A 22,780-nucleotide genomic window follows, 5' to 3' on the forward strand; every position below is an offset into this window, starting at 1 on the left:
AGGGAAAGGAATAAAGACCTGTCTTTATCCTGCCCTTTTCTACCCTCTTTGTTTTATCAACAAGAGGGTTTTTGTGTAAAGTGAATCAGATGGAGGAAAAACAGCTATGAATAAACCAGTATTAGACATTAAGGATGTTCCATCACCGTTACATTGGGTGACTTTAAGTTTGCAGCATTTATTTGCTATGTTTGGAGCCACTGTTCTAGTCCCCGTGTTAGTCGACTTAAACCCAGGAATCGCTCTTATTTCAAGCGGTCTTGGCACACTTGCTTTTCTCTTCATAACAAAATGGCAGGTTCCAGCTTATCTTGGTTCTTCCTTTGCCTTCATTGCGCCGATTATTGCGGCGAAAGCAAGCGGCGGCGGACCGGGAGCAGCGATGATCGGAAGTTTCATTGTCGGACTTGTCTATGGTCTAGTTGCGCTAATCATCAAACAAGCAGGGTATCGCTGGATTATGAAGCTCCTGCCGCCCATTGTTGTCGGCCCAGTTATTATGGTTATCGGCTTGTCTTTAGCAGGAACTGCGGTTGGAATGGCTATGAACAATCCAGCATCAGGAGAATATGACTTACTTTACTTTTCGGTAGGTCTAGTCACTTTAGCAGCAACGATTTTCTTCTCAATCTTCTTTAAGGGATTTTTAGGAATGATATCCATTCTTGCTGGCATTATTGTTGGTTACATTTATGCACTATTCGTGGGAATTATTGATTTCTCCCCGGTACTTGAAGCAAAATGGTTTGAATGGCCTCCATTTATCGTTCCGTTTGTCGATTATGATGTAAAAGTAACTTTAGATATTATTCTGTTAATGGTGCCAATTGCGGTTGTGACCATTTCAGAGCATATTGGACATCAATTAGTATTAAGTAAGGTAGTGGGCCGTGACTATATTAAGAAACCTGGTTTACATCGCTCGATTCTCGGCGACGGTACTGCAACCATGATTTCAGCTTTAATCGGAGGACCTCCAAAAACAACCTACGGAGAAAATATCGGAGTTTTGGCCTTAACGAAAGTTTACAGTGTCTATGTAATTGCCGGAGCAGCAGTTATTGCCACAGTCTTTGGCTTTATTGGTAAAATTTCAGCGTTAATTAATACCATTCCACCAGCTGTAATGGGCGGAGTGTCCATCCTGCTATTTGGAATTATTGCATCGTCAGGCTTAAGAATGTTGGTTGATAATAAAATTGATTTTGGCAGCAACCGAAACTTAGCCATTGCTTCTGTCATTCTCGTTCTAGGAATCGGTGGAGCTTTAATTAAAGTCTCAGATCAGTTCCAGCTTCAAGGCATGGCCTTTGCTGCCATCGTTGGGGTAATTTTGAACTTAATATTGCCTGGCAGAGAAGAAGTAAAAGAAGATATGTTTGAATCACATTAATAAATGTTATAACACAGGTACCCGGCGGCTAAAAATAAAGTGTAGAACTGATGTTGGCCGCCGCCCTTGATACAACTAAAATTACCTGACTATATCAAAAAGACGGAACATAGGTTTAATTCCAAAACATCTGATTTGACAGTTAGAATAAATACTAGATTGCTTCAAAGCATATCTGGTATAAGTCTTAAAAAATGGAGGCTTTAAAAATGAACCATTTATTATCGACTGCTAGTTTATCAACAGAGGAGATAAAAGCGATATTAAATCAAGCTCGAAGCTTTTTGGAAGGGGAACAGTGGAAGCCGGCAGAGCAGCAGTTTGTGGCAAATTTATTTTTTGAGCCTAGTACGAGAACGAAATCCAGTTTTGAAGTAGCGGAAAAAAAGCTTGGCTTAGATGTCATTCCATTTGATGCTGATTTCTCAAGTGTGTTAAAGGGGGAGACCCTGTATGATACAGTACGTACCCTTGAATCGATTGGAGTTAATGCGGTCGTCATCCGACACAAAACAGATCATTATTTTGATGAATTAGTCGGACGTGTTGGAATCCCTGTTATTAATGCAGGTGACGGCTGTGGTCATCATCCAACCCAATCCTTGTTAGATTTATTAACGATTCAACAAGAATTTGGAGATTTTAAGGGAATAAAGGTTGCAATCATCGGGGATGTCAGCCATAGCCGGGTAGCCCGTTCAAATGCTGATGCTTTAACCCGACTAGGTGCAAAGGTTGTTTTTTCTGGTCCGCAAGAATGGTTTGACGAAACATTTCTTGCAAGTGGAAGCTACGAAGATGTAGATACTGCCATTGAAACATCTGATGTTGTGATGCTCTTACGTATTCAGCATGAACGTCACGATGGAGACGACTCAGGTATTTCTGAAAATTATCATCAACAATTTGGCTTAACGATTGAACGTGAAAAAAGAATGAAGCCGGGCAGCATTATTATGCATCCTGCCCCGGTAAATAGAAATGTCGAAATAGCTGATGAATTAGTAGAATGCAGCCGTTCAAGAATCTTTACGCAAATGAAAAATGGAGTTTTTGTCCGTATGGCTGTGATTAAACGAGCGCTTGAAAAAAACAAAGGGGGAATGCAAAGTGTCAATACTCATAAAAAATGGACAATTGCTAACTAATGGGGAACTTACAACAGGTGACATCCTTATTGAGAAGGGTGTCATTAAAGAGATTGGAAACCTTGTAAATAATACTGCTGATGAAATAGTAGATGCATCTGGCTTAATTGTTGCCCCTGGTTTTATTGACCTGCATGTTCACCTTCGTGAGCCAGGCGGAGAAAAAAAAGAAACGATTGCAACAGGTACACTTGCGGCAGCAAAAGGCGGATTTACAACCATCGCAGCAATGCCAAATACAAGGCCTGTTCCTGATACGAAGGAGCAATTAGAATGGCTGCACAAACGGATTGAAGAAACAGCGGCAGTAAAAGTACTTCCTTACGGTTCGATTACAGTCCGAGAAGCGGGTAAAGAATTAACTGATTTCTCCGCATTAAAGGCAGCCGGTGTATTTGCCTTAACAGATGACGGGGTTGGAGTTCAATCAGCAGATATGATGCTGACAGCTATGAAGAAAGCAGCGCAGGAAGGTTTAGCCATCGTTGCCCATTGCGAGGAAAATACACTGATTCATAAAGGATCTGTTCATGAAGGTTTATTTTCTCAGAAACACGGAATAAACGGAATTCCTTCTGTTTGTGAGTCCGTACAAATTGCCCGGGATGTCCTCCTTGCAGAGGCAGCCAATTGTCATTATCATGTCTGCCATATTAGTACGAAGGAATCCGTTCGTGCTGTTAGGGATGCTAAGCGGGCAGGAATACATGTCACTGCAGAAGTGACACCACATCATTTATTATTATGTGAGGAAGATATTCCAGGCTTAGACGCAAATTTTAAAATGAATCCCCCTTTACGCGGATCTGATGATCGCGAAGCATTAATTGAAGGACTATTAGATGGAACAATTGATTTTATTGCAACAGACCATGCACCGCACACAATGGAAGAGAAAGCTGAAGGAATGCAGCTTGCACCATTTGGGATTGTTGGTTTGGAAACAGCTTTTCCACTTTTATATACTCACTTTGTTGAAAAAGGAAGTATGACTTTGGAGCAGCTTATTGACTATTTAAGCAGCAAGCCTGCACAAGCCTTTGGCCTTAATGGAGGGAGATTAGCGGTTGGTTCTCCGGCAGATATTGTTCTGCTTGACTTAAATCATGAAGAAAAGATCAATCCAGATACATTTTTATCAAAGGGCCGAAACACACCATTTGGCGGCTGGGTATGTAAAGGATGGCCTGTCGTAACATTGGTTGATGGAAAGATAGCATGGGAAAAAGGACGTGAAAAGGTATGAAAAAGAAGCTTATTCTAGAAGATGGAACTATATTTATTGGAGAGGCATTTGGCAGTGAAACAAGTTGTGTAGGAGAGGTAGTTTTTAATACTGGTATGACAGGATATCAAGAGGTGCTGTCAGACCCTTCTTATTGTGGGCAAATTGTTACATTGACCTACCCTCTGATCGGAAATTATGGAATAAACCGAGATGATTTCGAATCTATAACCCCTGCAATCAGCGGCTTTATCGTAAAAGAAACAGCCGATTTTCCATCTAACTGGAGAAGTGAAAAATCATTAGATGAGTATTTTAAGCTTAAGAATATTCCAGGAATCTCGGGGATTGATACAAGAAAACTTACGAGGGTAATTCGACAACACGGTACACTCAAAGGTGCCCTTTGCAATATGAACGAAAATGTTGATGATGTTTTGGAGAAACTACGTGCAACTGAAATTCGTCGCGATCAAGTTAAACAGGTATCAACAAAAACTCCATATCCAAGTCCTGGTAGAGGCAGAAGGGTTGTACTAGTGGATTTTGGTATGAAACACGGGATTTTAAGAGAATTAAACCAACGTGATTGTGATGTAATTGTGGTGCCTTATAATACAAAGGCGGAAGAAATACTTGAATTAAATCCTGATGGTGTCATGCTTTCAAATGGACCTGGAGATCCAAAGGATGTTCCTGAAGCGATAGGAATGATTCAAGGAATTCTTGGTAAAGTACCGCTGTTTGGTATTTGTCTTGGTCACCAGCTATTTGCTCTTGCTTGCGGAGCTAATACTGAAAAAATGAAATTTGGCCACCGTGGATCGAATCACCCGGTAAAGGATCTTGCAACCGGAAAAGTGTACATTACATCACAGAACCACGGTTTTACTGTTGATGAAAAATCAATTGCAAATACAAGCTTGGAAGTCACGCAAATTGCTTTGAATGATGGAAGCATTGAAGGGTTAAAACACAAGGACTATCCAGCTTTTACTGTTCAATACCATCCGGAAGCTTCACCAGGACCAGAGGATTCCAATAATTTATTTCAACAATTTCTTGATTTAATTGAGAATGCTAAACAGGAGGGAAATACTTATGCCAAAGCGTAATGATATAAAGAGTATTTTAGTGATCGGATCCGGCCCAATTGTGATTGGTCAGGCAGCAGAATTTGATTACGCAGGAACACAGGCATGTTTAGCTTTAAAAGAAGAAGGTTATAAAGTCATTCTTGTTAACTCCAACCCTGCTACCATCATGACAGATACAGAGATTGCCGACGCCGTCTATATTGAACCATTGACACTTGAATTTGTCGAAAGAATAATTAGAAAAGAAAGACCTGATGCACTATTGCCAACATTAGGCGGCCAGACAGGCTTAAACCTTGCAGTGGAATTAGCCAAATCAGGCATATTGGAAGAATGTGAAGTTGAAATTTTAGGCACAAAGCTGTCTGCTATTGAGAAAGCAGAGGATCGTGATTTATTCAGAACTCTTATGAATGAGTTAAACGAACCGGTTCCTGAAAGTGATATCATTCATAATCTCGAGGAAGCGTATAAGTTTGTTGCTCAAATCGGCTATCCAGTGATTGTTCGTCCTGCATTTACACTGGGAGGAACTGGCGGAGGAATCTGTCACAATGAAGAAGAACTTGTTGAAATTGTCACAAGCGGATTAAAATACAGCCCAGTAACACAATGTCTATTAGAGAAAAGTATTGCTGGTTTTAAGGAAATTGAGTATGAGGTCATGAGGGATTCAGCCGATAATGCGATCGTTGTATGTAACATGGAAAACATAGATCCGGTTGGAGTACACACGGGAGATTCCATTGTCGTGGCACCTAGCCAAACATTAAGTGACCGCGAATATCAATTACTGCGAAATGCATCATTGAAAATTATTCGCGCACTGAAGATTGAAGGCGGATGTAATGTCCAGCTTGCCCTTGATCCGAATAGCTATAATTATTACATTATTGAAGTAAATCCGCGTGTCAGCCGTTCTTCTGCACTTGCATCAAAGGCAACCGGCTATCCAATTGCAAAACTTGCTGCTAAAATAGCCGTTGGTCTTACGTTGGATGAAATGATGAATCCTGTTACGGGAAAAACATACGCTTGCTTTGAACCGGCACTAGATTATATCGTGACAAAAATTCCACGATGGCCGTTTGATAAGTTTGAATCAGCCAATCGCCTTCTAGGAACACAAATGAAAGCGACCGGTGAAGTGATGGCAATTGGCCGTACATTTGAAGAGTCATTATTAAAGGCCATTCGCTCACTTGAAAGCAATGTCTATCATTTTGCTTTACCAAATGCTGCTGAATTCAGTGATGAAGTAATCGAAAAACGGATCCGTAAAGCAGGTGACGAACGGTTATTCTACATTGCTGAGGCGTTAAGAAGAGGAGTCACGATTGAAACGATTCATGAATGGAGCCAAATCGATCTATTCTTCTTATATAAAATGGAGGGAATGATACGATTTGAAAAAGAGCTTTCCCAGCATCCATTTGATCGTGAATGGGGAGAAAAGGCCAAGAAAAAAGGATTTTCTGATCTGGCTATTTCTAAGATTTGGGATACAACAGAGCGTTCCATTTATGATTGGCGTGTGAAACAAGGTGTGATTCCGGTATATAAAATGGTTGATACATGTGCAGCGGAATTTGCTTCAGAGACTCCGTATTTTTACGGAACATATGAAGAAGAGAACGAATCCATTGTTACCGAGCGAAAAAGTGTGATCGTACTTGGTTCAGGTCCAATCCGGATCGGTCAGGGTGTTGAATTCGATTATGCAACGGTGCATTCTGTATGGGCAATTAAAGAAGCCGGATATGAAGCAATCATCATTAATAATAATCCTGAAACAGTATCAACTGACTTCAGTATTTCAGATAAATTGTACTTTGAACCGTTAACAACGGAAGATGTTATGTCAATTATTGACCTGGAAAAACCAGTTGGCGTAGTTGTACAGTTTGGCGGTCAAACAGCGATTAATCTTGCATCAAAGCTGGTTGAGCATGGTGTTAAGATATTAGGAACGACTTTAGAGGATCTAGATCGTGCTGAAGACCGTGATAAGTTCGAACAGGCATTAGTACAATTAGAAATTCCAATGCCAAAAGGGAAAACAGCTCTTTCTGTCGATGAAGCTTTAACGATTGCAGAGAAAATTGGTTATCCAGTTCTGGTAAGGCCTTCTTATGTATTAGGAGGAAGGGCAATGGAAATTGTTTACAAGCAGGAAGAACTGTTACATTATATGGAAAATGCAGTAAAAATCAATCCAGAGCATCCTGTCCTTATTGACCGTTATTTAACAGGTAAAGAAATAGAAGTAGACGCGATTTCTGATGGAAAAGATGTTGTGATTCCTGGAATAATGGAGCATATTGAGCGAGCAGGCGTCCATTCAGGAGATTCAATTGCAGTCTATCCGCCGCAAAGTCTTTCAAACACTGTGAAAGAAAAACTCATTTCTTATACGGAGAAATTAGCGCTGGGATTGAATATCATTGGTTTATTAAATATTCAATATGTTGTAAGTAATGATGATGTTTTTGTACTGGAAGTAAATCCGCGTTCAAGCCGTACGGTTCCATTTTTAAGTAAAATTACGAATGTACCAATGGCCAATATTGCTACAAAGGTGATTCTTGGACAGACGCTTGCTGAACAGGGCTACGTATCCGGTCTGGTTCCGGAAAAGCCTGGTGTATATGTAAAAGCACCTGTATTTTCATTTGCAAAATTGCGCAATGTTGATATTTCTTTAGGACCAGAAATGAAATCAACAGGCGAAGTCATGGGGAAAGATTATACATTAGAAAAAGCATTGTATAAGGCCCTTGTGGCATCGGGAATTACGATTCAAAAGTTTGGAACGGTTCTTTTAACCATTGCTGATAAAGATAAAGAAGAGGCAGTTCATCTTGCAAAACGTTATGCAGCAATCGGTTATCGCCTGATGGCAACAGAGGGAACTGCAGAATTTTTGAAAAAAGCAGGCATTCCAGTTAGTGTTGTCAGCAAAATTGGCTCTGAAGGTCCAGATCTTTTAGATGTGATTAGAAACGGAGAAGCACAATTTGTCATCAACACTTTCTCAAAGGGCAAGCAGCCTGAGCGCGATGGCTTTAGAATCCGCCGCGAATCCGTTGAAAATGGAGTTCCTTGCTTAACATCGCTTGACACGGCTGAAGCCATTTTACGTGTCATTGAATCGATGAATTTTTCTGCGGAAGCAATGGCTCAACCGCTCAATACAAAGGAGGCTGTTCTTTCATGATCATGAAAGAGATGTGTACAGTCGTTTCCCAAACAGAATTAGCTGATTCTATATATGAGCTCACCTTAAAAGGTGAGCTTGTTCAACAAATGAATGAACCGGGTCAATTTGTCCACATTAAAGTAGAAAATAATCTGGATCCATTGCTAAGACGTCCGATTTCGATTGCTCGAATTGATAAAAGAAGCGGTGAATTTACGATGATTTATCGGAAAGAAGGCAGAGGAACCACCTTGCTGGCTCAAAAACAAACCGGTGATCCCGTTGATATATTAGGGCCGCTCGGGTCTGGCTTTCCAATTACGGAAACAGCAACAGGAGAAACAGCGCTATTAGTTGGCGGAGGAATTGGTGTTCCGCCGCTTTATGAACTGTCACGGCAGCTAACAGACAAAGGAGTCAATGTGGTTCACGTGCTTGGATTTCAGACAAAAAGCGCCGTCTTTTATGAACAGGAATTTTCCCTGCTGGGAGAGACATATGTAGCAACTGTGGATGGGACGTATGGTACGAAGGGTTTTGTAACGGATGTCATCGCCGAAAAAGGGCTTGCATTTGACACGCTTTATTCCTGCGGTCCGACCCCAATGCTAAAAGCACTTGAAACGAATTTCGCTGATAAAAAAGTATATCTTTCATTAGAAGAAAGAATGGGCTGCGGTATTGGTGCTTGCTTTGCCTGTGTATGTCATGTGAAAAATGATAAAGACGGACACTCGTATAAAAAGGTGTGCAGTGATGGTCCTGTTTTTCGGGCTGGGGAGGTTGTACTATGAGCATGCTTGATGTGAAATTACCAGGACTTAACTTGAAAAATCCAATTATGCCGGCATCCGGCTGTTTTGGATTCGGCCGTGAATACAGCCAGCTCTATGATTTAAGCAGGCTCGGAGCAATTATGATAAAAGCAACGACAGTCGAACCCCGTTTTGGCAACCCGACACCAAGAGTGGCTGAAACCTCTGCAGGAATGCTTAATGCGATTGGATTGCAAAATCCGGGGCTAAAAAAAGTTGTATCAGAGGAACTTCCGTGGCTGGAGCAGTTTGATGTTCCGATTATTGCTAATGTGGCTGGATCGACCGAAGAGGATTATGTGGCAGTAGCTGAAGAAATCTCCAAAGCACCTAATGTTCATGCGCTTGAGCTCAATATATCCTGTCCCAATGTAAAGGAAGGCGGCATTGCCTTTGGGACGATTCCGAGCATTGCCGAAAAGTTAACAAAAAAGGTAAAAGAGGTATCAGCTGTTCCTGTTTATGTAAAACTATCGCCAAATGTAAGTAATATCGTGGATATGGCAAAAGCAGTGGAAGCAGGTGGTGCGGACGGGTTGACTATGATCAATACTTTAGTTGGGATGAGAATTGACCTTAAGTCAGCGCGCCCGATTCTTGCAAACAAAACGGGCGGCTTATCAGGTCCGGCAGTGAAGCCCGTTGCCATCCGAATGATATATGAAGTAAGCCAGCAGGTAAAACTTCCGATTATCGGTATGGGCGGTATTCAAAATTCAGAAGATGTAATTGAATATTTTTATGCCGGAGCTAGTGCAGTTGCCGTCGGGACGGCTAATTTTGTTGATCCTTTCGTTTGTCCTACCATTATTGATGAACTGCCGGATCTATTAAAGAAGCTTGGCTATGACCATATTTCACAATGTACAGGAAGGAGCTGGAAATAATTTGAAAACTCCTATCATTATTGCTCTTGACTTTGCTTCAAAAGAAGAGGTATCACGTTTCCTCGATCGTTTCAAAGGAGAAAAATTATTTGTAAAAGTAGGCATGGAGCTTTTTTACCAAGAGGGGCCATCCATTGTTCATGACATTAAAGAAAAAGGCCATCAAATCTTTCTCGATTTAAAGCTTCATGATATACCGAACACAGTAAAAAGTGCAATGAAAGGTCTCGCGAAGCTTCAGTGTGATCTTGTCAATGTTCATGCTGCTGGGGGACAGGAAATGATGATGGCTGCATTAGAAGGATTGGATCAAGGGACACAAGCAGGACAAAAAAGACCGTTTTGCATTGCCGTCACACAGTTGACAAGCACTTCGGAAGAGCAAATGAAAAAAGAGCAACTGATTCAAGTTCCGCTCGAGGAATCAGTCCTTCATTATGCAAAGCTGACAAAGCAATCTGGTCTTGATGGTGTCGTGTGTTCAACACATGAGGCTGCGATCATTCGTCAAGCACTTGGAAATGAGTTTTTAACGGTTACTCCTGGCATTCGGCTTAAAGAGGATGCTGTAGGTGATCAAAAGAGAGTGGCAACACCTGATGATGCCAGAAAAGCAGGGGTCTCATATATGGTGGTTGGCCGTTCAATCACAAGATCAGAAAATCCTGTTGAAAGTTATCAAAAGTTTATTCAAGCATGGGAAGGTGTTCAACTGTGAAAAAGAATATTGCTGAAAGCTTATTAGAAATTAAAGCCGTTAGCTTAAGTCCAAATGAGCCATTCACGTGGGCGTCAGGCATCAAATCTCCGATTTATTGTGATAATCGATTAACCCTTTCATATCCGCAAATAAGAAGAAAAATCGCAGCAGGACTTGCAGGTATCATTAAAGAGCAATTTCAGGGAACAGAGCTTGTTGCCGGAACTGCTACGGCAGGGATACCACATGCGGCTTGGGTAAGTGAGGAATTAAACTTGCCAATGTGCTATGTTCGTTCAAAAGCGAAGGGCCATGGGAAAGGAAATCAAATAGAAGGAAAAGCGGAAAAAGGACAAAAAGTCGTTGTTGTTGAAGATTTAATTTCAACGGGCGGAAGTGTCATTACTGCTGTAGATGCATTACGTGAAGCCGGATGTGATGTATTGGGAGTTGTATCCATCTTTACATACCAGCTTGAAAAAGGCTTCGAATTATTGCGTGAAAGTAACATCACAGCCTATTCCTTAACTGATTTTTCTACCCTTGTTGAGGTTGCAAGTGAAAAGGGTTATATTGAACAGAAGGATTTAGAGAAGTTATTGGAGTGGCGTAAAAATCCTTCTGAGTGGGGAAAATAATATTTGCAACACATTCATGCCTGGCATTATTGAAATGTCAGGCATTTTTTTATTTTTGAATGTACAGCAAAGAAGGTTTATCATAAATTAATGAGAGAAGTCGGGTGTATTTTGAGCAGTTAGGGAGAGGATTTAAGCGGTGAATAATCGGTTGGATAATGTTGATTTAACGAAAAAAGAAGTTAGTAAAAAAGAATATGAAACAAAACTGCTTCTTTATCAGTCACGTTTATTAAGGCTTCAACACATATTACATCAAGAGAAAATAGCGGCTGTAATTGTAATGGAAGGATGGGATGCCTCTGGCAAAGGAGGAGCAATAAAAAGAGTGACAGAGCATCTTGATCCACGCGGATTTAAGGTTTGGTCGATTTCTGCTCCTCTGCCTCATGAAAGCCGATATCATTATTTACAGAGATTTTGGCGCAAGATTCCAAGTTACGGAGAATTGACGATTTTTGATCGTTCTTGGTATGGAAGGGTGCTTGTAGAACGTATTGAAGGCTTTGCGGGTAAAGAAGAATGGTTTAGGGCATATAAAGAGATCAATAATTTTGAAAAACTATTAACCGATGATCGTTATTTGATCATGAAATTTTGGTTTCATATAAGCAAGGACGAACAATTTTTGCGTTTTAAAGCAAGAGAGGCCAATCCGCTCAAAAGCTGGAAACTGACTGATGAAGATTGGCGTAACAGGGAGAAATGGGATTTGTACCTTGAAGCAGCTGAAGACATGTTCGAAAAGACGGATACATCCTATGCCCCATGGCACATCATACCAAGCAATGATAAACGCTATGCTCGATTGGAAACGCTGAATATAATAATCCAACAAATTGAAAGCTATTTAACTGCAAAACAGATAGCGCTTCCGGAGTAACGGAAAAAAAGAGTGCATCATTGCACTCTTTTTGTATAGAAGAAATTTATTATTTTTTCAGCTTGATGACGGTTTCTTCATCAGGTGTAATATAGACCGTTTGTTGGTTATCATAGATGACAAAGCCTGGTTTTGCCCCTGCTGGTTTTTTTACATGACGAACACGTGTAAAATCAACAGGAACTGAACTTGAGTTACGTGCTTTGCTGTAAAATGCAGCAAGGACAGCTGCTTCATATATCGTTTCTTCCGTTGGATTTTTGCTGCGTATGACGACATGAGAGCCTGGGATATCTTTTGTGTGCAGCCAGATATCATCACGGGCTGCCAGTCGATTTGTTAAATAATCATTTTGTTTATTGTTCTTCCCAATGATGATTTCAGTGCCGTCAGAAGCATAAAAGTGATCCAAGATTGGTTTTTGGGTTTGTTTCTTCAACTGTTTTTTCTGTCTATTGCGAATATATCCTTCTTCAATTAATTCATCGCGGATTTCAGCAACATCCCTTGGTGAGGCTGTTTCAAGCTGCTGGATAAGTGCTTCGAAATAACGAACCTCGTCAAAGGCCTTTTCAATTTGTTCCTTAACAACCTCAAGGGCGTTTTTAGCTTTTTGGTATTTAGTAAAATATTTCTGTGCATTTTCCGATGGCGTTTTTAATGGATCAAGCGGGATCGTAACTGTTGAGCCATTTTCATCATAATAATTAACCACTTCAATTTCCTTTAACCCTTTTTGCACCGCATATAAATTCGCTGTTAATAATTCACCAAATAATTGAAATTGCTGGGCTTTATTTGCTTCATGTAAAGTTTCTTTTAACTTAGTAATTTTTTTCTCGTTTTTTTCTTTTTCATTGACAATTAGACGTTCAATATCATTTGCCTGTTGTTTGACACGATCACGCTCTGCTTTGCCAAAATAATAGCGATCGAGCATCTCTCCAAGTGTGTTAAATGATTTAACATGATGATTGTTCGTGCTTTCAAGTGGGAATAAATAAAAGTTTTCTTTGTCATTGCTCTCCATAATGGAAGGGGAATAATCATGACGCTTAATACGTTCAATTAGAGCAAGAAAAGCTTTCGGCAAGGTCGTTCGATTCACAAGTCCGGCCTGAAAGGTAATTTCTTTTGCAACTAAAGGTGAAAGTCCGGCATATTGACTGACTAGCTGTTTATCAAGTCTGCCAGCATTGAAATCGAGCCGCCTCAGTAGATCCTGTTCATCTGCCTCAAACGGATTTGCTTTATCTTGTTCTGGCGGAAGGATGTATTCATGACCAGGAAGAACGGTTCGATAGGTATTAACCGCTGCAGATACGTGCTTAATGCTGTCAAGAATCATATTTCTAGTCCGGTCAACTAAAATAATATTGCTGTGCCGTCCCATAATTTCTACGATCAGCTGCTTATAAGAAGTATCCCCTATTTCATTTCTTCCTTTTATATCGAATATAATCATCCGGTCAAGTCCTGCTTGACGGATATCCTCCAAAATATATCCTTCTAAATGCTTTCGCAAAAGCATACAAAACATTGGTGGGAGAGAGGGATTCTCGTATTCCGCTTGAGAAATATGGACCCTTGCATGTGCTGGATGAGCGGAGAGTAAGACCTTTTGATTTTTCCCGTTTGCCCGAACAATGAGAATGATTTCATTTTTATATGGCTGATGTATTTTATTGATTCGGCCGCCTTTCAGTGAATCTGTAAGTTCTTTAACCATTGCCCGTGTAAATAATCCATCAAACGACATGATAAACATCCTTTACTTTTTAGATAAGAAATTATTAATTTTTTAACTTTGATTGTGGTCTAGCGCAAGCAGCCGGCCCCTCTTGGGTCTAGCCAAGCCGTCAAGAAGGTTAAAGCACAACCTTCTTGACGGCTCGTCATATTGCAGCCTTTAGGCTGATCAGGCGCTTGCGCTTTTCTTTAACTGTACAAGTTGTTGAATTGAAGTGCAACTATATTAGCATTTTTTTGGACAAGGGTGAATAAGCTTTCCATAGATAGCAGAAAAAAGTTTTGCTAACAAAAATGAAAGGCTGACTGAGCTTTGGCACCTGGCTCGGCAAAGCTTTTCTGATTAAGGGGGAAGTGAGATGGCGGGATGAAGTACCATGAGATGAACACGAAAGAGGTAGAGGAAGCGCTAAATACAGACCTCTCGTCAGGATTAACGAGTGCAGATGTAAAAAAAAGGCTGAAGCAATACGGAAACAATGAATTAGAAGAAGGTGAAAAGCAATCTGTGCTGCTGTTGTTTTTCAGCCAATTTAAAGACTTTATGGTGCTTGTCTTACTAGCAGCAACACTTATTTCCGGCTTTTTAGGGGAGTATATTGATGCGATTGCCATTATAGCGATCGTCGTTATCAATGCCTTTCTTGGATTTTTTCAAGAAATCAAAGCGGAAAAATCACTACAGGCTTTAAAAGAACTTTCCGCACCGCAGGTACAAGTGCTACGGGATGAACAATGGATTAAAGCGGCTTCAAAGGAAATTGTCCCTGGCGATATATTAAAATTCTCAAGTGGAGACCGAATCGGTGCAGATATACGATTAATTGATGTAAAAAGTCTTGAAATAGAGGAATCAGCATTAACAGGTGAGTCACTGCCTGTTTCCAAAACAATTGCCGCTCTTTCTGCCGAAAACCTCGGAATCGGTGATATGGAAAACATGGCGTTTATGGGTACAATGGTTACGAGAGGAAGCGGAATGGGTGTCGTTGTTGGGACAGGGATGAAAACAGCAATGGGGCAAATCGCCGATTTGCTGCAAAGTGCAGAATCCATGACAACTCCGCTGCAAAGAAGATTGGAACAGCTTGGGAAAATACTCATTGTGACAGCACTCCTGTTGACCGCCTTGGTGGTCATTGTCGGTGTGATTCAAGGACATGATTTATATACGATGTTTTTAGCTGGTGTTTCCTTAGCTGTTGCCGCCATTCCAGAAGGGCTTCCAGCGATTGTAACAGTCGCGCTTTCTCTTGGCGTTCAGCGGATGATTAAGCAAAACGCGATTGTTAGAAAGCTGCCGGCGGTTGAAACATTAGGCTGTGCTTCTGTCATTTGTTCCGATAAAACAGGAACCATGACACAGAATGAAATGACGGTTACTCATTTATGGAGCAGTGGACAAACATGGTTTGTTGATGGGGTCGGCTATGAACCGAGAGGATCGTTTTTCAAAAACGATGAAAGAATTGATGTGAATAGCGAAAAAGCACTGCAACAGATGCTTATGTTTGGAATGCTGTGTAACCATGCTGAGTTAATTCAGAAGAAAAAAGAATATATGGTCGATGGAGATCCGACTGAAGGAGCCCTCCTTGTAGCGGCTATGAAAGCGGGCTATAACCGTGATGATTTGTTAAAGGAATTTAATATCGTCCAGGAGTTCCCATTCGATTCAACAAGAAAAATGATGAGTGTGATTATCAAGGATCCACATGGCCGACAGTATGTAGTGACAAAAGGAGCGCCCGATATTCTTGTCGGGAAGAGTGAAGCAATCCTTTGGAGTGGAAAAAAACAACTATTATCGCAGGAAGTAAAGCATACTGTCCAGTCTGCCATCAACGAATTAGCATCAAAAGCTCTCAGAACAATTGCAATCGGTTTTAAGGAAATTCCTGCACAGACCCTTGTTCTCGATGAAAAAGAGGCGGAGAAGAATTTAACCTTTATTGGTCTACAGGGTATGATAGACCCGCCTCGTCCAGAAGTGAAAACCGCTGTTAAAGAATGTAAAGATGCAGGTATTAAGACAGTTATGATTACCGGTGACCATGTAATAACAGCTAAAGCAATTGCGAAACAGCTAGGGATTCTTTCAAATCACTCAAAAGTATTAGATGGACCGGCTCTCACTAACATGTCACTTGAAGAGCTTGAGGAAGTTGTTGATGATGTATCGGTTTTTGCGCGTGTATCACCAGAGCATAAATTGAAAATCGTCAAAGCTTTACAAAGTAAAGGTCATATTGTTGCCATGACAGGTGATGGTGTCAATGATGCTCCGGCCATTAAAGCAGCAGATATTGGCGTTGCAATGGGAATTACCGGTACAGACGTAGCAAAAGAGGCTTCTGCTCTCGTGTTGCTTGATGATAACTTTGCTACCATTAAAGCAGCAATTAAAGAAGGACGGAATATTTACGAAAACATTCGGAAATTTATCCGTTATTTATTGGCATCAAATGTCGGTGAAATTCTCGTGATGTTATTTGCCATGTTATTAGCATTGCCATTGCCGCTTGTACCGATACAAATCCTTTGGGTGAATTTAGTGACGGATGGATTGCCGGCCATGGCACTAGGGTTAGATCAGCCTGAAGGGGATGTGATGAAACGAAAGCCGCGAAATCCGAAAGAAGGAGTATTTGCAAGAGGGTTAGGCTGGAAAGTGGTTTCAAGAGGATTTTTAATTGGATTAGTTACATTGCTGGCTTTTATGTTTGCCTATAAAGATAATCCCGATCACCTTGAATATGCACAGACTGTTGCTTTTGCTACCCTTGTACTGGCTCAATTAATCCATGTTTTTGATTGCCGCAGTGAAAAATCGATTCTTTCCCGTAATCCGTTTGGAAATAAATATTTAGTTTGGGCCGTTATTTCATCATTGTTAATGGTTCTTGCTGTTATCTATTACCCGCCTTTGCAGCCCATTTTCCACACCGTTCCGATTTTAGCTTCTGATTGGTGGATCATAACAGGACTTTCAGCAATCCCAACTTTTTTACTTGCGGGTTCATTTTTACTAAGAAAAACAAAATGAAATATGTTATAATTTTTTAGGTAGTAGAGTTTACTCTATTACCTTTTCTTTCGTAAAGCCAAACTACCTCCTCTTTTATATTAAGAAATGCTAACATAACAACATGACATCATATAGAAATGAGCATGAAAAGTCTCCTACTTTTATAGGAGCAGATAGGATGTGGTCTTAATGGTTATGAGTATGACAGGTTTTGGGAGAAGTAAAAAAAGTACCGGCTCTTATTCCGTTTCAGTAGAAGTAAAAACGGTAAACCATCGGTTTTCAGAATTTTATATTCGAATGCCCCGTCAATTTAATAAAATAGAAGACAAAATAAAAAAGAAATTGAGCTCATTTATACATAGAGGAAGAATAGAAGTTTATGTGACTGTTGAGGGAGAAGGAATCGTAAATCGGAAAGTGCTGGTTGATTGGAATTTGCTGGACCATTATGTCCAAACAATTGCCGATATCAAACAAAAATATGCTCTCGAACATGGGTTATCACTTCAGGATTTACTAAGTAGGGAAGATATTATTCATATTGAAGAAGAAGAAACCGGGGACGAAGAACTAGAGCGGATTGTGCTGGATGCAGTGGAGGAAGCGGCTGGGTCAGTCATCCAAATGCGTAAAGCTGAAGGTACAGCACTTGAAAAGGATATTACCTCACATTTGCAAATTTTCCAAGACTTAGTATCGGGTGTAATCGAGCTGGCCCCGTCTGTAGTGCAAATGTATCGTGAAAAATTAACAAAAAGAATTCATGAATTTGTAGGCGGTCAAGTAGAGGAAGCGCGCATTTTGACCGAGGCCGCAATTTTTGCTGATAAAGCAGACATTAACGAGGAATTAACCCGTCTGAAAAGCCATATTAAACAGTTTGGAAAGATCATTACTTTAAATGAGCCAATCGGCAGAAAGCTTGATTTCCTGTTACAGGAAATGAATCGAGAAGTAAATACGATTGGTTCAAAAGCAAATGATTCTAAAATTGCCAAAGAAGTAGTTGAGATGAAAAGTAACCTTGAAAAAATGAAAGAACAGGTACAAAACCTTGAATAGTACCTGTTTAGAAAATAATCGTCAGGGTGAAACTAATTTTACTGATAATAGGAGGAAAATCAGGTGATCAAACTGATTAATATCGGCTTCGGCAACATCGTTTCTGCCAACCGCATAATTTCCATCGTGAGTCCTGAATCAGCACCTATTAAAAGAATCATTCAGGATGCACGGGACCGTGGTTCATTAATTGATGCAACATATGGCAGAAGAACACGGGCTGTCATTATTATGGATAGTGATCATGTGATTTTAAGTGCGGTGCAGCCTGAAACAGTGGCACACCGTCTAAATGATCGGGACGAAATATTGGATGAAGGGTAGGACATTATAAATGCATGAAAAAGGGTTATTGATTGTATTATCCGGACCTTCAGGGGTTGGTAAAGGAACGGTGAGAAAAGAAATCTTTTCTCAACCAAATACAAAATTTGAGTATTCGATTTCAATGACAACGAGATCTCCACGCGAAGGGGAAGTAGATGGCGTGGATTATTTTTTTAAAACCCGGGAAGAATTTGAATTACTGATTGAACAGGGGAAACTTCTCGAGTATGCTGAGTTTGTCGGCAATTATTACGGAACACCCGTTGATTATGTTCGTGAAACATTGGATAAAGGAAAAGATGTGTTTCTCGAAATTGAAGTTCAAGGTGCACGTCAAGTCCGTGAAAAGTTTCCTGACGGTCTTTTTATTTTCCTTATGCCTCCTAGTCTGTCTGAATTGAAAAATCGGATTGTGACAAGAGGAACTGAAACAGAGGATATTATTAATAATCGTTTAAATGTGGCAAAAGAAGAAATTGAAATGATGCACTTATATGATTACGTGGTCGAAAACGATCAAATTGATCTTGCCTGCGAGCGCATAAATGCAATCGTTGTGGCAGAGCATTGCCGCAGGGAACGTGTAGAACCAAAATATTTAAAAATGCTGGAGGTTAAGTAATATGTTAGATCCATCGATTGATTCTTTAATGACAAAAATAGATAGTAAATATTCATTAGTATCGGTTGCAGCTAAGCGTGCCCGTCAAATGCAATTAGGTGAACCGCCACTGCTAAACCGTTATATTTCTCATAAAAATGTTGGTAAAGCACTTGAGGAAATTGATGCAGATAAATTGTTTTATCGCTTAGCGGACAGAGATTTAGGTTCAAGGTATGAATAAATGAAAGAAAGGGCTGACCATGTCAGACCCTTTTCTTTTGCATTATACCTGTGTGAATGTTTGCGAAAACTTTGTGAAATGGGGGTCAGTTTTATGCTGAATGGTAAAAATATCTTATTATGTGTCACAGGCGGAATTGCTGTTTATAAAGCGGCAGCCTTGACAAGTAAACTCACTCAGGAAGGTGCGGATGTACGTGTGATCTTAAGCAAATCTGCTTGTGAGTTTGTAGCACCGCTTACTTTTCAAGCTTTATCGCGAAATGATGTATATACAGATACCTTTGATGAAAAGGACTCAAATAAAATTGCCCATATTGATCTGGCTGACTGGGCTGATTTAATCTTAGTTGCCCCGGCAACAGCAAATATAATTGGAAAACTAGCAGGCGGGATTGCGGATGATATGATTTCGACCACCTTACTTGCAGCAACTGCACCAGTTTGGATTGCCCCAGCAATGAATGTCCATATGTATAACCATCCGGCAGTGCAAAGAAATATGACTTTATTATCCCAGTATGGTTATTCGTTTATTGAACCTGGTGAGGGATATTTAGCATGCGGATATGTTGGAAAAGGAAGATTAGAAGAACCAGAGAACATTGTGGAGAAAGTAAAAGCTTTCTTTCATCATAGTGATGGAAGGCTTAAAGGTAAAAAAATAGTGATTACAGCAGGTCCAACAAGGGAAAAAATTGATCCTGTCCGCTATCTGACAAACCGTTCAACAGGAAAAATGGGTTATGCAATAGCACAGGAAGCAGCTAAAGCTGGAGCAGACGTCATATTAATCTCTGGCCCTGTATCACTTGCAAAGCCAGACGGTGTACAAGTGATTATGGTGGAAAGTGCACAGGAAATGTATGAGGCAGTAATCAGTCAATTTGATGATTCCGATGTAGTGATTAAATCGGCTGCCGTTGCTGATTACCGGCCGAAGCATTATGCCGACCATAAAATAAAAAAACAGCCTGGTGAACAAGTCATTGAACTGGAACGAACAAAGGATATCCTAATGGAACTCGGACAAAGAAAAGACAAGCAGGTATTAATTGGGTTTGCGGCTGAAACGGAAAATGTCGGTGAATATGCTCAAAAAAAACTAATGAGTAAAAATGCTGATATGATCGTTGCCAATAATGTAACAGAATCAGGTGCGGGTTTTGGAACAGATACAAATATCGTGACTTTTTATCGGAATAACGGGATAGCCAAGGAGTTTCCCATTCTTTCAAAAAAAGAAGTGGCAAGTAAAATTTTAGATGAAGTTTGCTTGCTTTTAAAGGAACAGCATTAATGGCAGTAGCGAAAGTGATCGTCGATGTACCGGCAAAGCAAACAAACAGACCCTTTGATTATGCTATACCCGAAAGGCTCAAAAGTGTTTTAATGCCTGGAATGCGTGTCATTGTTCCGTTTGGTCCTCGTAACATTCAGGGATTTGTCATTGATATCGTCGCAGAATCACAGTTTTCCAAGCTAAGAGAAATCATAGAGCTGATGGATATTGAACCTGTTTTGAATGAGGAGCTTCTTATGCTGTCGGATTGGTTAACGGAAAAGACATTGTGCTATAAGATATCGGCCTTTCAAGTCATGCTCCCGCCTGCATTAAAAGCAAAATATGAGAAAAAAGTAAGATTGAAAAACCGCTCACAGCTTGCCATGCTTTCTCCTGTTTTACAATCTCTTTTTTCTAGCGATGACGTCATAAAGTGGGAGGAAGTAAGTAAAGGGAACGAGCTTTCTGTCATCCAAAAGGAAATTGCAAACGGTGTGCTTGAAGTTTTGTATGAAGTGAATGAAAGAGTAAAAAAGAAAACAATCAAGATGATCGCACCAGCTGTTTCAAACGAGGAGCTGCAAGCAATTCGCTCAGAGTTTCCAAGCCGCAGTGTAAAGCAGCTGAAGCTAATTGATTATTTTATTGAACACAGCGAGCCAATTGAAAGACAAAAAATCATGTCCATTGTAGGCGTTTCAAGCGGCGTCATTAAAGGACTGCTTGAGAAAGGCATCTTAACGGAACGAACCAAGGAAGTTTATCGTGATCCATATAGGGATCGTGATATTGAGAGAACAACACCGTTAGAGCTGACGAATGATCAAGCACAAGCCATTCAGCCGATTTTGGCTGCTATCGAAGAGAAAAAACATGATGTTTTCCTTTTATATGGTGTGACTGGAAGCGGAAAAACGGAAGTGTACTTACAATCGATTCAACGGGTACTTGAGGATGGAAGAGAAGGTATTGTCCTCGTTCCGGAGATTTCACTGACCCCGCAGATGGTCAATCGATTTAAAGGGCGTTTTGGAGATATGGTTGCGGTTCTTCATAGCGGACTGTCAGTCGGAGAAAAATACGATGAATGGCGAAAAATTCAACGAAAGGAAGTAAAGGTGGTAGTTGGAGCGCGTTCGGCCATCTTTGCTCCCTTTGAAAACCTCGGGATTATTATTATTGATGAGGAGCATGAAACAAGCTACAAGCAGGAAGATAACCCTAGGTACCATGCGCGTGATGTAGCAATCGAAAGGGCAAAGCGATACAACTGTCCGGTGGTGCTAGGAAGTGCGACACCTTCACTTGAAACCTTTGCCCGGGCGAAAAAGGGTGTTTATCAGCTTTTAACCTTGTCAAAACGAATGAATGAGCGTAGTTTGCCAACTGTGAACATCGTTGATATGCGTGAAGAGCTAAGAGAAGGCAACCGTTCGATGTTTTCTCGTGACCTGCATGAAAAACTACAAAGTCGTCTAGAGAGAAAAGAACAGACTGTCCTGTTTTTGAATAAGCGGGGACATTCTTCCTTTGTCATGTGCCGTGACTGCGGGCTTGTGCTTCAATGTCCGAATTGTGATATTTCTTTAACCTATCACCGCTTTAATGAGCAGATGAAATGTCATTATTGCGGTTTTGAAGCAGGTGTTCCAACCACCTGTCCGGAATGTGCCAGTGATCATATTCGTTATTTCGGGACCGGTACACAAAAGGTTGAAGAAGAAATTGCAAAAATTTTCCCCGAGGCAAAGGTTATTCGAATGGATGTAGATACGACGTCTAGAAAAGGGGCACACGAAAAGCTTTTAACGGAATTTCAGGAAGGCCATGCTGATATTTTACTTGGTACGCAAATGATTGCCAAAGGGCTGGACTTTCCCAATATTACATTAGTTGGTGTATTATCAGCTGATACAATGCTCCATTTGCCTGATTTTCGTTCTTCGGAAAAGACCTTCCAGTTATTAACACAGGTAAGCGGTCGGGCAGGGAGGCATGAGCTTGCCGGTGAAGTTGTGATTCAAACATATACACCAGAGCATTACAGTATTGAGCTCGCAGGTCAACAGGATTATGATCAATTTTACCAGCGGGAAATGATGATCCGGAAGATTCATAAATACCCGCCTTTTTATTATATTGCCTTAATCACCGTCAGCCATGAAGAGCTCATGAAGGCAGTTGATGTAACAGAGAAAATAACGAAGTATATTACATCAAGACTTTCAAAGGCAGCAGTCGTTTTAGGTCCTGTTGCATCACCGATTCCAAGACTGAATAATCGTTACCGTTATCAATGCTTAATTAAATATAAACGTGAACCGAAATTAACTGAGACCTTAAAAGCTATCCTGGACCACCATCAACAGGATATGCACAATTCAGGTCTGCAAATAGCCATTGACAAGAACCCATATATTCTTATGTAAATAGGAAAATGTATATTAAATGTTATGATTCAAGAAAATTGGAAAAACTATTAAGAAAAGAGAAATAA

Annotated in this window: 17 protein-coding genes and 1 pseudogene; 17 read left to right on the forward strand and 1 reads right to left on the reverse strand. The window is 40.5% G+C overall.

Annotated elements, in window-relative coordinates; translation table 11 throughout:
• The first annotated feature begins 106 nt into the window (after nucleotides 1-106).
• The 10 genes and pseudogenes from R4Z09_RS08990 to R4Z09_RS09035 all read left to right on the forward strand — a co-directional run bounded on the left by R4Z09_RS08990 (nucleotide 107) and on the right by R4Z09_RS09035 (nucleotide 11,985).
• Nucleotides 107-1,393, forward strand: coding sequence for a solute carrier family 23 protein (locus R4Z09_RS08990; protein ID WP_338451989.1), 1,287 nt, complete (start codon nucleotides 107-109; stop codon nucleotides 1,391-1,393).
• Between the two features lie 209 nt (nucleotides 1,394-1,602).
• Nucleotides 1,603-2,541, forward strand: coding sequence for an aspartate carbamoyltransferase catalytic subunit (locus R4Z09_RS08995; protein ID WP_338451990.1), 939 nt, complete (start codon nucleotides 1,603-1,605; stop codon nucleotides 2,539-2,541).
• A complete protein-coding gene (locus R4Z09_RS09000) occupies nucleotides 2,504-3,787 on the forward strand; it encodes a dihydroorotase (protein WP_338451991.1) in 1,284 nt (427 codons plus the stop codon). Before R4Z09_RS08995 ends, R4Z09_RS09000 begins: the two co-directional genes overlap by 38 nt.
• Nucleotides 3,784-4,889, forward strand: a pseudogene (locus tag R4Z09_RS09005) (carbamoyl phosphate synthase small subunit). The gene R4Z09_RS09000 and the pseudogene R4Z09_RS09005 overlap by 4 nt, the downstream one beginning before the upstream one ends.
• A complete protein-coding gene (gene carB / locus R4Z09_RS09010; protein WP_338451992.1) occupies nucleotides 4,868-8,080 on the forward strand; it encodes a carbamoyl-phosphate synthase large subunit in 3,213 nt (1,070 codons plus the stop codon). Before R4Z09_RS09005 ends, carB begins: the two are co-directional and overlap by 22 nt.
• The gene (locus R4Z09_RS09015) at nucleotides 8,077-8,856 is read left to right on the forward strand and encodes a dihydroorotate dehydrogenase electron transfer subunit (RefSeq protein ID WP_338451993.1); all 780 of its coding nucleotides are present in this window, start codon (nucleotides 8,077-8,079) and stop codon (nucleotides 8,854-8,856) included. The genes carB and R4Z09_RS09015 overlap by 4 nt, the downstream gene beginning before the upstream one ends.
• Entirely contained in the window at nucleotides 8,853-9,764 is a 912-nt protein-coding gene (locus R4Z09_RS09020; RefSeq protein WP_338451994.1) for a dihydroorotate dehydrogenase, read from the forward strand. Before R4Z09_RS09015 ends, R4Z09_RS09020 begins: the two co-directional genes overlap by 4 nt.
• On the forward strand, nucleotides 9,724-10,482 hold the full coding sequence (gene pyrF / locus R4Z09_RS09025) for an orotidine-5'-phosphate decarboxylase (RefSeq protein ID WP_422392254.1): 759 nt from the start codon (nucleotides 9,724-9,726) through the stop codon (nucleotides 10,480-10,482). Before R4Z09_RS09020 ends, pyrF begins: the two co-directional genes overlap by 41 nt.
• Nucleotides 10,479-11,102, forward strand: a complete 624-nt coding sequence (gene pyrE, locus R4Z09_RS09030; protein WP_338451996.1) for an orotate phosphoribosyltransferase — start codon at nucleotides 10,479-10,481, stop codon at nucleotides 11,100-11,102. The genes pyrF and pyrE overlap by 4 nt, the downstream gene beginning before the upstream one ends.
• A gap of 139 nt (nucleotides 11,103-11,241) precedes the next feature.
• On the forward strand, nucleotides 11,242-11,985 hold the full coding sequence (locus R4Z09_RS09035; RefSeq protein WP_338451997.1) for a UDP-galactose-lipid carrier transferase: 744 nt from the start codon (nucleotides 11,242-11,244) through the stop codon (nucleotides 11,983-11,985).
• 49 nt (nucleotides 11,986-12,034) lie between these two features.
• Here R4Z09_RS09035 and R4Z09_RS09040 read toward each other — a convergent pair whose 3' ends face one another.
• Nucleotides 12,035-13,744: an Rqc2 family fibronectin-binding protein gene (locus tag R4Z09_RS09040; RefSeq protein WP_338451998.1), complete on the reverse strand. Its 1,710-nt coding sequence runs from the start codon at nucleotides 13,742-13,744 to the stop codon at nucleotides 12,035-12,037.
• A gap of 357 nt (nucleotides 13,745-14,101) precedes the next feature.
• On the opposite strand from R4Z09_RS09040, the gene R4Z09_RS09045 reads away from it, so the two are divergent.
• From R4Z09_RS09045 to priA, 7 genes are all read left to right on the forward strand, one after another.
• Entirely contained in the window at nucleotides 14,102-16,780 is a 2,679-nt protein-coding gene (locus R4Z09_RS09045) for a calcium-translocating P-type ATPase, SERCA-type (protein WP_338451999.1), read from the forward strand.
• 171 nt (nucleotides 16,781-16,951) lie between these two features.
• Nucleotides 16,952-17,827: a YicC/YloC family endoribonuclease gene (locus R4Z09_RS09050; RefSeq protein WP_338452000.1), complete on the forward strand. Its 876-nt coding sequence runs from the start codon at nucleotides 16,952-16,954 to the stop codon at nucleotides 17,825-17,827.
• A gap of 63 nt (nucleotides 17,828-17,890) precedes the next feature.
• Nucleotides 17,891-18,151 (forward strand): extracellular matrix/biofilm regulator RemA, encoded by a 261-nt coding sequence (remA, locus tag R4Z09_RS09055; protein ID WP_150439580.1) that lies wholly within the window; start codon nucleotides 17,891-17,893, stop codon nucleotides 18,149-18,151.
• A gap of 10 nt (nucleotides 18,152-18,161) precedes the next feature.
• The gene (gene gmk, locus R4Z09_RS09060) at nucleotides 18,162-18,776 is read left to right on the forward strand and encodes a guanylate kinase (protein ID WP_338452001.1); all 615 of its coding nucleotides are present in this window, start codon (nucleotides 18,162-18,164) and stop codon (nucleotides 18,774-18,776) included.
• A gap of 1 nt (nucleotide 18,777) precedes the next feature.
• Nucleotides 18,778-18,999 (forward strand): DNA-directed RNA polymerase subunit omega, encoded by a 222-nt coding sequence (gene rpoZ, locus R4Z09_RS09065; RefSeq protein ID WP_338452002.1) that lies wholly within the window; start codon nucleotides 18,778-18,780, stop codon nucleotides 18,997-18,999.
• Between the two features lie 93 nt (nucleotides 19,000-19,092).
• Entirely contained in the window at nucleotides 19,093-20,298 is a 1,206-nt protein-coding gene (coaBC, locus tag R4Z09_RS09070) for a bifunctional phosphopantothenoylcysteine decarboxylase/phosphopantothenate--cysteine ligase CoaBC (protein WP_338452003.1), read from the forward strand.
• Entirely contained in the window at nucleotides 20,298-22,712 is a 2,415-nt protein-coding gene (gene priA, locus R4Z09_RS09075; protein ID WP_338452004.1) for a primosomal protein N', read from the forward strand. The genes coaBC and priA overlap by 1 nt, the downstream gene beginning before the upstream one ends.
• The last annotated feature ends 68 nt before the right edge of the window (nucleotides 22,713-22,780 follow it).

The organism is Niallia oryzisoli, assembly GCF_036670025.1.
In the GTDB taxonomy this organism is placed as follows: domain Bacteria; phylum Bacillota; class Bacilli; order Bacillales; family Cytobacillaceae; genus Bacillus_BD; species Bacillus_BD oryzisoli.

What these genes read in the sequence shown, in the direction of transcription:
- R4Z09_RS08990 (WP_338451989.1), top strand. Translation starts at nt 107, where the DNA reads ATGAATAAACCAGTATTAGACATTAAGGATGTTCCATCACCGTTACAT.
- R4Z09_RS08995 (WP_338451990.1), top strand. Translation starts at nt 1,603, where the DNA reads ATGAACCATTTATTATCGACTGCTAGTTTATCAACAGAGGAGATAAAA.
- carB (WP_338451992.1), top strand. Translation starts at nt 4,868, where the DNA reads ATGCCAAAGCGTAATGATATAAAGAGTATTTTAGTGATCGGATCCGGC.
- R4Z09_RS09015 (WP_338451993.1), top strand. Translation starts at nt 8,077, where the DNA reads ATGATCATGAAAGAGATGTGTACAGTCGTTTCCCAAACAGAATTAGCT.
- R4Z09_RS09020 (WP_338451994.1), top strand. Translation starts at nt 8,853, where the DNA reads ATGAGCATGCTTGATGTGAAATTACCAGGACTTAACTTGAAAAATCCA.
- pyrF (WP_422392254.1), top strand. Translation starts at nt 9,724, where the DNA reads ATGACCATATTTCACAATGTACAGGAAGGAGCTGGAAATAATTTGAAA.
- R4Z09_RS09040 (WP_338451998.1), bottom strand. Translation starts at nt 13,744, where the DNA reads ATGTCGTTTGATGGATTATTTACACGGGCAATGGTTAAAGAACTTACA.
- R4Z09_RS09045 (WP_338451999.1), top strand. Translation starts at nt 14,102, where the DNA reads ATGAAGTACCATGAGATGAACACGAAAGAGGTAGAGGAAGCGCTAAAT.
- R4Z09_RS09050 (WP_338452000.1), top strand. Translation starts at nt 16,952, where the DNA reads ATGGTTATGAGTATGACAGGTTTTGGGAGAAGTAAAAAAAGTACCGGC.
- gmk (WP_338452001.1), top strand. Translation starts at nt 18,162, where the DNA reads ATGCATGAAAAAGGGTTATTGATTGTATTATCCGGACCTTCAGGGGTT.
- rpoZ (WP_338452002.1), top strand. Translation starts at nt 18,778, where the DNA reads ATGTTAGATCCATCGATTGATTCTTTAATGACAAAAATAGATAGTAAA.
- coaBC (WP_338452003.1), top strand. Translation starts at nt 19,093, where the DNA reads ATGCTGAATGGTAAAAATATCTTATTATGTGTCACAGGCGGAATTGCT.
- priA (WP_338452004.1), top strand. Translation starts at nt 20,298, where the DNA reads ATGGCAGTAGCGAAAGTGATCGTCGATGTACCGGCAAAGCAAACAAAC.